We start from the raw sequence: 10,203 nt of genomic DNA on the forward strand, positions 1-10,203 counted from the left end.
ACTTTCCCAAAGAGCTGTCGCAATTCGTATCTACAGCCCTCCTGTCCACTGGATACCTCGGGTATCGGTTGGCCATTGCGCACAGTGAGATACCGGCTAATTGCCAATGCACTCCGCGAGCCAGTCGCCCACGAGCTCGCATACCTCCGGCGTAATGACGTGCCCACCGGCATACTCGACGCGCGTTACGGGGAATTGGTAGGTGCTGAGAATGCGCTCCGCTTCATCGCCCTTTTCCGGGGGCGCGACCGGATCGTCGGGAGAATGCGCCAGTAGAACCGGAACAGGTTCGATGGCCGGAAGCGCTTCGACGACGTCGGGCGGCAAGTCGGAGCAACACGCGACCACTCCGGCGACGGGCAAAATGCCGGAAGCCAGAAGCCGGTAGGCCATTGAGACGCCCTGACTGAATCCAAGCACGAAAATGCGATCGGGATCGAAGCGGTGTTGTTCGCTCACAGCATGAACCAGCCGGTTCATGTAACCGATGAAATCCCGGATGGAGTTTTCCTTCTGGTAGATCGTCAGCCAATTGAAGCCGACTTTCTTGGGCTCCATCTGCATGTAGATTTGGTGGGGACCTTGCGGCGCGACAAGCAAGAGGTTCCGATTCCGCAACGCTGTAAACTGCCGAAGAAATCCCCTACACTTCTGGCCGTATCCGTGAAGCGCAAGAACCAGTGCGGGTGGCTGCTCGTGGGCTGTTTCGGGAAGCAACATCGTGTAGTACACCGTGAAGTCAATGGTAAGCGGATGAATGGTTGCGAGGGCGTCCTCGTTTTCGAACGACATGGCGGTGTCCTCTTCAGGGTTGCGGCGGATAGCGCCTTGGTCAGCAAAAACCATGTGGAGTATAGAGGGTGTCGATACGCGTAGTGAATCCCTATGTGAGTGCGGAGACACCGTGGAGGAGGGGCAATCTGCACGCGCACTCCACGAACAGTGATGGAGACCGCTCGCCGCAGGCGGTCGTCGATGCCTATGCCGCGCTGGGCTACGACTTCTTAATGATCAGCGACCACGATTGCCTAACCGACCCGGATGCCCTTGACAGTCGAGAGATGACACTTCTTCCCGGCAACGAGGTCACGGCCCGGGGCCCGCACGTGCTCCACGTGAACGCGTCGGTTCGCCTGGAGCCGCGCGCAGAACGCGAAGACGTACTGAAGGCGATCGATGCGGATGGGCGGTTCGCGATCATGGCGCATCCCAACTGGGAAGAGCACTACAATCACTGCCCGCAAGCTAGCCTCGAATCTTGGAACGGTTACATCGGCATCGAAATCTACAATGGGGTAGTGCGCCGTTTGTATGGAAGCCCGCTGGCAACAGACCGTTGGGACCGGCTTCTAAGCATGGGACGGCGCGTCTGGGGTTTTGCCCACGACGACAGCCATTGCGCACAAGACGATGGGATCGCATGGATCGAGGTCCAGAGTCTGGCCATGGAACGAGAGGCTCTCCTGGATGCCTTGCGGCGCGGGGCATTCTACGCAAGCACGGGCGTCGCCCTTGAGTCGGTACACGTCGACGGGCCTACGGTCGCTATCCGGACCGAGAATGCCCAACGTATCACCGCTATATCGGACTTTGGCCGTCAGTTGGCCGCTGTAGACGGAGCAACGATTGAGTACACGATTTCGCGCGATGCCGCGGCGAAATACGTTCGGTTCGAATGTTGGGGGCCGGGTGACTCCATGGCGTGGACCCAGCCGTTCTTTGTAGAGAAAGCTCAATAGTAAGGAAGATGTCGCTATGTATACACTCGTAGGCAACCTAGTCAACGAAATCGCCGTCCAGGAAGGGAGCATCGTCTCCAAGACTGTATTTCAGGACGACCATCTGAAAGCCGTTCTCATGGCATTGGATGCCGGACAGGAACTCTCCGAGCACACGGCATCGATGCCTGCGGTTATCCACGTTCTGCAGGGCAAGTCGAATGTGACGCTCGGCGGCGACGTGAACCTGGTCTCGGGAGGGGCTTGGATTCACATGCCGGCGGAAATGAAACACGCGGTTTCCGCCGTGGAGCCTACAGTCTTGCTGCTTCTGTTGCTCAAGAGCGCGAAGCCTCGCTGAGAGCCGGTCGAGGGCGCTACCAATATGTATCTTTTGGGGAGTGAAAGCGACCAATCTGTAAGATTTGCGTGAGGTCTCAAATCTCCAGCAGGGAGGCGGCTGCGCCTTTTTTCACGGAGAAATCAGGGATATTTGGCGGATTTGCCGTGCGTTGCCGCAGTTGGTACGAGATTTGCGTCAGCGTACGGAATTCAGCCGAGGACGTTCGGGCGAGCCGAAGCCCCGTTGTGGTCTGCGCGGCGCTGGGATATACTTCGAGTTTCTGCAAGTTCCCAATCCGTGCAGGCGTACAACCGTAGAAGAAGAGGTGAATCCAGTGAAAAAGATCGAGGCCATCATTAAACCGTTTAAGTTGGAGGAAGTGAAGGAATCCCTTGCTGCCGTTGGTATCCAAGGGTTAACGGTGACCGAGGTCAAAGGATTCGGACGTCAGAAAGGCCACAAAGAACTCTACCGCGGCGCAGAGTATGTTGTTGAGTTTCTGCCCAAGGTGAAGCTTGAGATTGTGGTCGACGACGGCCGCGTCGAACAGGTGGTCGCAGCAATTGTAAAAGCTGCCTCGACAGGCCGTATCGGCGACGGCAAGATTTTCGTATCGACCGTGGACGAAGCCATTCGGATTCGTACGGGAGAGACCGGAGAAATCGCGATTAGCTGAAATTGTCGGCACGGGCCGCCATTCGGAAGGTAGCGTTAAAGGCGCATTGAGTATGTACGGAGGGAACTATGCACAAAGATTTTAGTCCAAAAGATGTAGTTGATTTGGTGAAGAAGGAAGACGTGAAGTTCATCGACCTGCGGTTCATGGACTTTCCCGGCTTGATGCAGCATTTCAGCATTCCCTCGAGACACCTGAGCGTGGATGTCTTCGAGGAAGGACTTGGGTTCGACGGTTCGAGTATCCGCGGCTGGCAGGCCATCAACGAAAGCGACATGCTCGTTCTGCCCGATCCGAAGACCGCCGTCATCGATCCCTTCACCGAATACAAGACCCTTATTCTCTACTGCAACATTCTCGACCCGATCACGAAGGAGCGCTACAGCCGCTGCCCGCGCTGCATCGCCCAGAAGGCCGAGAACTACATGATCTCCACGGGAATCGCAGACACGGCGTATATCGGACCCGAAGCCGAGTTCTTCATCTTCGACAACATCCGCTACGACGCGAACTCCTTCTCCGCGTTCTATGAAATCGACAGCGTCGAAGCCATCTGGAACAGCGGCCGCGACGAGAATCCCAACCTCGGCTACAAGCTCCGCCACAAGGAAGGGTACTTCCCCGTACCGCCGTCCGACCGCCTTCAGGACGTCCGCAGCCGCATGGTCGACCACATGCAGAAGAGCGGCCTTAACGTCGAAGCGCACCACCACGAAGTGGCCACCGCCGGCCAGTGCGAAATCGACCTCAAGTTCGATTCGCTGACCATGATGGCCGACATGCTGACGATGTTTAAGTACATCATCAAGAATACGGCTTTCCAGGCCAACATGACGGCAACGTTCATGCCCAAGCCGCTCTATGGCGACAACGGCTCCGGTATGCACACGCACCTCTCGCTGTGGAAGGGCGGCAAGCCCCTCTTCGCCGGAGACAAGTACGCCGGTCTCAGCCAGGAAGCCCTGTGGGCCATCGGCGGTCTGCTGAAGCACGCCCCGGCCTTGGTCGCGTTTACCAACCCGACGACCAACTCCTACAAGCGTCTGGTTCCGGGTTATGAAGCACCCGTTAACCTCGCCTACTCGAGCCGTAACCGCAGCGCGTGCTGCCGTATCCCGATGTACTCGCCGAGCCCGAAGGCCAAGCGCGTCGAGTTCCGCGTACCCGATCCGTCCTGCAATCCGTACTTGGCGTTCTCGGCCGTGTTGATGGCCGCCCTCGACGGTATCCAGAACAAGATCGATCCGGGCCAGCCGATGGACAAGGACCTGTACGATCTGCCAGCCGAAGAAAAGGCGAAGATCCCGCAGACGCCCGGCAGCCTTCGCGAAGCGCTGGACAACCTTGAGAAGAACCACGACTTCCTGCTCAAGGGCGACGTGTTCACGAAGGACGTTATCACAACGTGGATTGACTACAAGCGCGAGCGCGAGTGCCTTGCCATGGAGCTTCGCCCGCATCCCTACGAATTCCACCTGTACTACGACATCTAGTCGCTGGAACGGCTCCGATTATCTGGAACCGGGTGTGGTGGCCACGTGCCGCCGCACCCGGTTTCTTGCTTCGACTCCGCGCAAACTTCCGGAGAGACATTTGCTCCTTGTGGCGTAGCCGCCCCCGGCTGCGATTCGGTAGCGCCGCGCTCGGCGATCGCGGCGCAGGTAACGGTAGTCTTTGACCTTGCTCAGCGCATTCATCCGAATCCACTGTCGCCGTGATTTCCTAATGAGATCTCGCCTCTGCCGTGTGCTATGCTGTCTCGCATGGACGTGGAAGTACAGTCCGCTCAGGTTCCTCCGCCCGCTCGCCGGCGTGTGTTCACCTTTGAGCCAGGCGGCCCTACGTGGTGGTACGTCATGCGAATGGGCCTCGTTGCTGTCCTCGGGGCTCTCGTAGTTGCTGTGCCTGTTCAACTGCTATTGCAGTCCGATGACCCGAGAGCCGAAATGCTCGAGTCTCACTTCCTGGTTGCCGCGTTCGCTATGATTGTCGTGGCGCCGCTGCTCGAGACCTTACTCATGGCGCTGTTCTTCGGAATCGCGACCTTCTTCAGCAAGAACCTCCACCGCCTTGCCCTTGTATCCGCGTTGTGCTGGGGGGTGCTTCACGTATTCAATTCTCCGACCAACGCCATCGCGGTGCTGTGGCCTTTCTACATCATGTCGCGCGTGTACTTGGCTTGGCGACGGATCGGTCTCTGGAAGGCCATGGGGGTAACCGCTCTCGTACATGCGTTAATTAACGCTCTGGCCTTGGTTATGGCAGGACTATTCGCAGCATTGGGCGAGGCTCCTCCCTCCGACTTAACTTCTCCCCCTACTCTGCAGCAGTACGCACCCGTGGACCAGTCCCAGCATCAATACCTCCCCTAGCCCGCCGATCCACTATCCAGGGTTCAGTCGTGCTCTAAAACGGTGCTACGGAAGTCTCTGGACAAGTGTTTTGTTGACAAACTCGAAAAAACCTGGTAAACAATCCCGTGTATACGGCTTAGCTGAAACCATAAAAACTGTGAATTGACTGAAGTAACCTTGGGGGGGATTTGAAGTCTGAGGTTCGCGATACCCGCAGCTCGATGAGCCATTCAAGACAAGCTGGCGGTCAGTCTCTGACAAGGTAGTTCATTTCGCGAATCGGCGTCCATCCACCTTAGGCCCGTCTCGAAAGAGCGAGCTGGGCGTTTGTTGCGCAGTATGCCCAGTGATCGGTGTGTGAAGATGAGGCTAAACTGAAAGGTGACTGTGTATGGACCGCATGGATGACAACGAATTGCGCAATTCGCTACCGTGGCTCATTTTCTCCCTTGATCGACAGAGTTATGCCATCAACGGCGCATATACCCGTGAGATGGTAAATTGCACGGATCCCATCAAGCTGCCCTACGCTCCGGATTACGTTCGCGGGGCCATAAGCCTAAGAGGCAGTGTTATGCCTCTGGTCGACCTGCGACTGTGGATCGGATTGAGTTCCGCCAGGAAAGAAATCGAGCATTTGGTCAGCGAGATGCACAAGCGAGAGCAGGATCATCGCGATTGGCTGACCGAGCTGGAAGCCTCCATACGCGAAGAGCGCCCATTCACTCGGGCCACGGACCCGCACAAATGCGCCTTTGGCAAGTGGTATGACTCGTATCATTCGGAGAACCCGATTTTCCGCGAAGTGCTGCGCAAATTCGACGCTCCCCACAAAGCCATTCACGGAATTGCGGTCAAAGCCCTCGCCGCGGCGCAGGATGGGCGGCATGACTTGGCCAACAGCATTGTTGAGGAGACCCGCAATACTACGCTGAGAGAAATGATTGACCTCTTCGGGAAGTTTCGGCATGCACTTGTCACCTATTCCCGAGAGACCGCAATCATCCTGGAGAACAACGACACGGTGTGCGCGGTGGCGGTCGATTCGGTCGACGCGGTTGAGCAGTTGGACACAACGTTCGACTCGACCGCGATCATGTTCCAAGACGACGCCCCTATCCGCGTTCCCTACGTTGGTAAGAGAAAAAAGGATGGGAGTTCGGTTCTTGTTGTAGACGTGGATGTGCTGTTCAGCGAGATGAGAAACGTGTGTGTCGAGCACGAAGGCTTCATGGTTGAGAACTGACGTCTGACCATCGTTCGCTCTGGCCCTATGAGGCTCGCGGGCAACCGCGATTGACGCGAGACACTGTGATATAGTCTCGAATCTGCTACCGATATTGGGGGCGTTCGCGTGACGGACGCGGCCGGTGGTGGATGGTCGAAACTCGGACAGTGGTCTGCCAGTATATCGTGAGCTGTCCTTCGCATTGGAGCCTCTCATGGGCAAGTTCCTTTCTCTTATCCTTCTCTTCGTTGCCGCAACCGCCACTGCATATGCCGCTGAACCCGCCTATCGCGACATCTATCCCGATACCTGGGTCGCCACCGACGCGCTCGGCAGGACCATGCCGGACATTTCCCAAGTGGGCCCGGTGAAAGACGGTCAGCGCCGCGTGGTCGGTATTTTCTACATCACATGGCACGGCGACGGTCTCGCAAATATGAAGAGTCCCTACGCGGCCGACGTGTCGAAGATTCTCTCGACCGATCCCAATGCGCGCCTCGATGCCAAGAACCCGTTGTGGACGGAGGGCATGTACCATTGGGGCGAGCCAGAACTCGGCTATTTCCTCAGCCGCGACGAGTACGTGATTCGCAAAGACATCTCCATGCTTTCCGATGCAGGTGTGGACGTGTTGGTTATGGATGTTACAAACGCCGTGCGGTATTGGGATGAGTGGGACGTGCTATTCCCGACGATGCAAAAGATGAAAGCGGAAGGCAACAAAGTGCCACAGTTCATCTTTTGGGCGTTCAACGGTCCGTGCATCACGGTCGTTCAAGATCTCTACGAACGCATCTACAAAGAAGAGAAGTACAAGGACCTTTGGTTCTATTGGGACGGCAAGCCGCTGCTGTTGTACAACGGGGGACCCTCGGTAGACGCCAACGGTAGAGTCGATCAACATCCCAATCTGCACTATGACCCGGCCGCGAAGACCGATCCCAACAATCCGCATTTCGGCGACCCGTATTACACCGAAGAGTTCTACAAGGACTACACGCAGGAAGTGAAAGACTTCTTCACGTTGCGCACGATGTGGTGGGGGTATTACGAGTGGCAAGGGAAACGTTTCATCGGCACCGAGGACAATTGGAGTTTTGGTTATGACATGGGCGACGAGCGCGTGCGCGGTTTGGACCTGGCCGCTCTCCTCTCCACGCACAACGGCCAGAAGGAAGAGGCTGCCGTTACGCCCGCGCAACACCCCGTCAGCCTGACCGGTAAATCGTGGACCCGCGAACACGGCGAACCGCAGCTCAACGAATACGACCTTCCCGCGCCGACGCATGTGCCGTGGCTGGGCAAGACGGTCGCGAATCCCGAAGGATACGGCATCTACTTCCAGGAACGCTGGGACGAAGCGCTCAAAGCCGACCCGCAGTTTCTCTACATCAACGACTGGAACGAATGGAGCGCAGGCAAGTACGACTCCGAAGAAGGCAAGACCTACGATTTCATGCGGCGCGCCGCACCTTACCGGTTCATCGATCAATACAACTCCGAGTTTAACCGCACCGTCCAGCCGATGAAGGGCGGCTATACCGACAATTACTACATGCAGATGGCCCAGAACATCCGCCGCTACAAAGGGATCAGGCCAATACCCGAATTGAGCGGCGCGAGCGCGATTACCATCGACGGCGATCTATCCGATTGGGGCACGGTCGGCACCGAATACCGCGACACGGTCGGCGACGTCACTCACCGCGACTACAAGGGCTATGGCGGCCTGCATTACACCAACACGTCCGGACGCAACGACCTTGTCACCTGCAAAGTAGCCGTCGACGATGCCAATGTGTATTTCTACGCGGAAACCAACGCGCCGCTTACGCCCCATACCGATCCCAACTGGATGCTTCTCCTTATCGACGCCGACAAGAACCACGATACCGGCTGGTACGGCTACGATTTCCTGATTAACAAGAAAGTTCAAGACGAGAAGTCGACGACCTTAATGCGTGCCGACGCCAATTCCAAAGACAACCCCTGGGTCGAGCGCGAACAAGTCACGTACCGCTATGCAGGTAAGGGAATCGAGATCGCCGTGCCGCGCAAGTTACTCGGGCTGACCGGGGATTCGCTATCGTTCGACTTCCATTGGTGCGACAACCCCGCCGAATTGAAAGACCCCATCTCCCTCTGCACCGACGGCGATAGCGCCCCGAATCGCCGCTTCAACTATCGGTGCATCTGGAAGAAGTAACCGTCTGGAATCTGCCTCGTCCGCAACGTCTATGCCGTCCAGTGATCTTCGCCATTGGACGGCTTTTCCTAATCGGGTTGGACCTATTGCGCCTCGATATTTCTTCGCGGCTTAATCAGCAGCAGCATCAATCCGCCGAGGAACAGGCCCACCGCGGAAACCTGAAAGACAAGCCCGATGTTCACGTCGTGGTCTCTCAGCTTGCCGCCCGCCCAAATCATCACACCGCCCACACTGCAACTGCAGAAGTTCATGAAGCCATACCCCGTCGCCCGATACCGTGGATCAGCCACTTGGCAAAGGATCGGCATCATGTTCGAGTCGGTGAACCCGCGCGAAAGCCCATACACAAGCAGACCCGCAACCGCAAACGTGAATACATTGGTTGACGAGGTCATGAACAAGGCCGGACCCGCTGCCAACAATCCGATACACGGCACCAGGATGCGCCCGCGCACGTTTGTCTTGTGCCACGCGTCGGCCCACGCGCCGCCGACCAGAATTCCCACAAACGCCGCGACCTGCAAATAGGCCGTCGCCGAAATGCCCGCGGCCCCCTGGCCCATGTTGAAGTGCTCTTTCAAATATGTCGGGAGCCACCCGCTGAAACTCCATCCCGCCATCGCCAGAAGACTCCAATGCGCCAGGATCACCAGATACGACGGCTGCCGCAATAGCGCCGACAGCGCCGACAAGAACGACAAATGACTCGCCGGATCCTCCGCTGTAGCCTCGGGGGCTAGCGGAACTTTTGCCGCAGGCTTCGAAGCGTCTCGCAGCACGAAGAACAACAGCACGGCGTAGAACACGCCAAATAGTCCGAATGCCGTGAAAGCCGTCCGCCAGCCGTACCAAACCGCCAGATAGCCCCCAATCCCTCCCAACGCCGAGCCCGCGTAGATCCCGCTCATGTGGATGCCCGTTGCCTTCGACCGCGTCGCGCCTCGGTGATAGTCTGAAATCAACGCCAGCGCCGCCGGAATGTAGCACGCTTCTCCGATTCCCATCAGCGCGCGAGCCGTAACCAGTTGACCAAACGTCTGACAATGCCCCGTGAGCCACGTCACCGCCGACCACACAAACAAGCTGACAACAATCACTCCCGAACGGCTGTACCGATCCGCCAGGTAACCTGCCGCGGGGCTGAGCGCCGCGTAGATCCATAGAAACACCGACGTCAGCAACCCAAACTGCGCGTCCGTCATCGGAATATCGCTCACGATCGAATCGCGCATCGTGGTGATTGTCAGCCGGTCAAGGTAGTTCAGCAACGCAACCATCCACAACAGCCCCACGACCAACCAAGCCCGTGCCATCGAAGGTGTCGCTTCAACCTGCGTCAGTTGCTCCCCCGTCTCGGCGATTCTCTCGGCCATGAACCCCCCTTTGGAGTCGTGCATATCCCCGCTGCATTGTGCGGACTTCAGTGGGCAGAAGCAACAGACCTGCGACTATCCTCCACGGATTCATCCCCTCGTTCGTGGATAAATATGTGGCAGGATCTTGCCTGCCACTTAATTCAAATAACGAAACGCGAATGTCTGCGGCTTGTTCGGGGAGGCAGGCAAGATGCCTGCCACACACTGCCACTGCGTCTGACCGGACTCTCTTTCGCACCTCTCCTTGTTGTGGCGTGGTCTCCTGATCCGCCGCGGCGGACCACGCCGGCGACCGAAGA

The 10,203-nt window shown here is 57.5% G+C and carries 8 protein-coding genes and 1 pseudogene; 7 read left to right on the forward strand and 2 right to left on the reverse strand.

Annotated features, from left to right (window positions below; genetic code table 11):
* Positions 1–96: 96 nt before the first annotated feature.
* Positions 97–792, reverse strand: coding sequence for a hypothetical protein (locus K1Y02_22285; GenBank protein ID MBX7259108.1), 696 nt, complete (start codon positions 790–792; stop codon positions 97–99).
* A 74-nt stretch (positions 793–866) separates the two neighbouring features.
* Between K1Y02_22285 and K1Y02_22290 the strand changes: the two genes are divergently transcribed.
* The 7 genes and pseudogenes from K1Y02_22290 (at position 867) to K1Y02_22320 (ending at position 8,525) form a co-directional block, all read left to right on the forward strand.
* A complete protein-coding gene (locus K1Y02_22290; GenBank protein ID MBX7259109.1) occupies positions 867–1,739 on the forward strand; it encodes a CehA/McbA family metallohydrolase in 873 nt (290 codons plus the stop codon).
* A 16-nt stretch (positions 1,740–1,755) separates the two neighbouring features.
* A complete protein-coding gene (locus tag K1Y02_22295) occupies positions 1,756–2,079 on the forward strand; it encodes a cupin domain-containing protein (protein MBX7259110.1) in 324 nt (107 codons plus the stop codon).
* Between the two features lie 316 nt (positions 2,080–2,395).
* Positions 2,396–2,737 (forward strand): P-II family nitrogen regulator, encoded by a 342-nt coding sequence (locus tag K1Y02_22300; protein ID MBX7259111.1) that lies wholly within the window; start codon positions 2,396–2,398, stop codon positions 2,735–2,737.
* 68 nt (positions 2,738–2,805) lie between these two features.
* Complete coding sequence (glnA, locus tag K1Y02_22305; GenBank protein ID MBX7259112.1) at positions 2,806–4,230, forward strand: type I glutamate--ammonia ligase; 1,425 nt, start codon at positions 2,806–2,808, stop codon at positions 4,228–4,230.
* Between the two features lie 270 nt (positions 4,231–4,500).
* Positions 4,501–5,109 carry a hypothetical protein gene (locus tag K1Y02_22310; protein ID MBX7259113.1) on the forward strand — a complete coding sequence of 203 codons (609 nt, stop codon included), beginning with the start codon at positions 4,501–4,503 and terminating at the stop codon, positions 5,107–5,109.
* Between the two features lie 373 nt (positions 5,110–5,482).
* A complete protein-coding gene (locus tag K1Y02_22315) occupies positions 5,483–6,337 on the forward strand; it encodes a chemotaxis protein CheW (GenBank protein MBX7259114.1) in 855 nt (284 codons plus the stop codon).
* Positions 6,338–6,611: 274 nt separating this feature from the next.
* Positions 6,612–8,525, forward strand: a pseudogene (locus tag K1Y02_22320) (hypothetical protein).
* 83 nt (positions 8,526–8,608) lie between these two features.
* Here the strand turns inward: K1Y02_22320 and K1Y02_22325 are convergent.
* A complete protein-coding gene (locus K1Y02_22325; GenBank protein MBX7259115.1) occupies positions 8,609–9,901 on the reverse strand; it encodes an MFS transporter in 1,293 nt (430 codons plus the stop codon).
* Positions 9,902–10,203: the final 302 nt, after the last annotated feature.

Source organism: Candidatus Hydrogenedentota bacterium (genome assembly GCA_019695095.1).
Lineage (GTDB): Bacteria > Hydrogenedentota > Hydrogenedentia > Hydrogenedentales > SLHB01 > JAIBAQ01.

Excerpts from the sequence above, each read along its gene's own strand:
- K1Y02_22325 (MBX7259115.1), bottom strand. The coding sequence starts at position 9,901 with ATGGCCGAGAGAATCGCCGAGACGGGGGAGCAACTGACGCAGGTTGAA.
- glnA (MBX7259112.1), top strand. The coding sequence starts at position 2,806 with ATGCACAAAGATTTTAGTCCAAAAGATGTAGTTGATTTGGTGAAGAAG.
- K1Y02_22315 (MBX7259114.1), top strand. The coding sequence starts at position 5,483 with ATGGACCGCATGGATGACAACGAATTGCGCAATTCGCTACCGTGGCTC.
- K1Y02_22295 (MBX7259110.1), top strand. The coding sequence starts at position 1,756 with ATGTATACACTCGTAGGCAACCTAGTCAACGAAATCGCCGTCCAGGAA.
- K1Y02_22310 (MBX7259113.1), top strand. The coding sequence starts at position 4,501 with ATGGACGTGGAAGTACAGTCCGCTCAGGTTCCTCCGCCCGCTCGCCGG.
- K1Y02_22285 (MBX7259108.1), bottom strand. The coding sequence starts at position 792 with ATGTCGTTCGAAAACGAGGACGCCCTCGCAACCATTCATCCGCTTACC.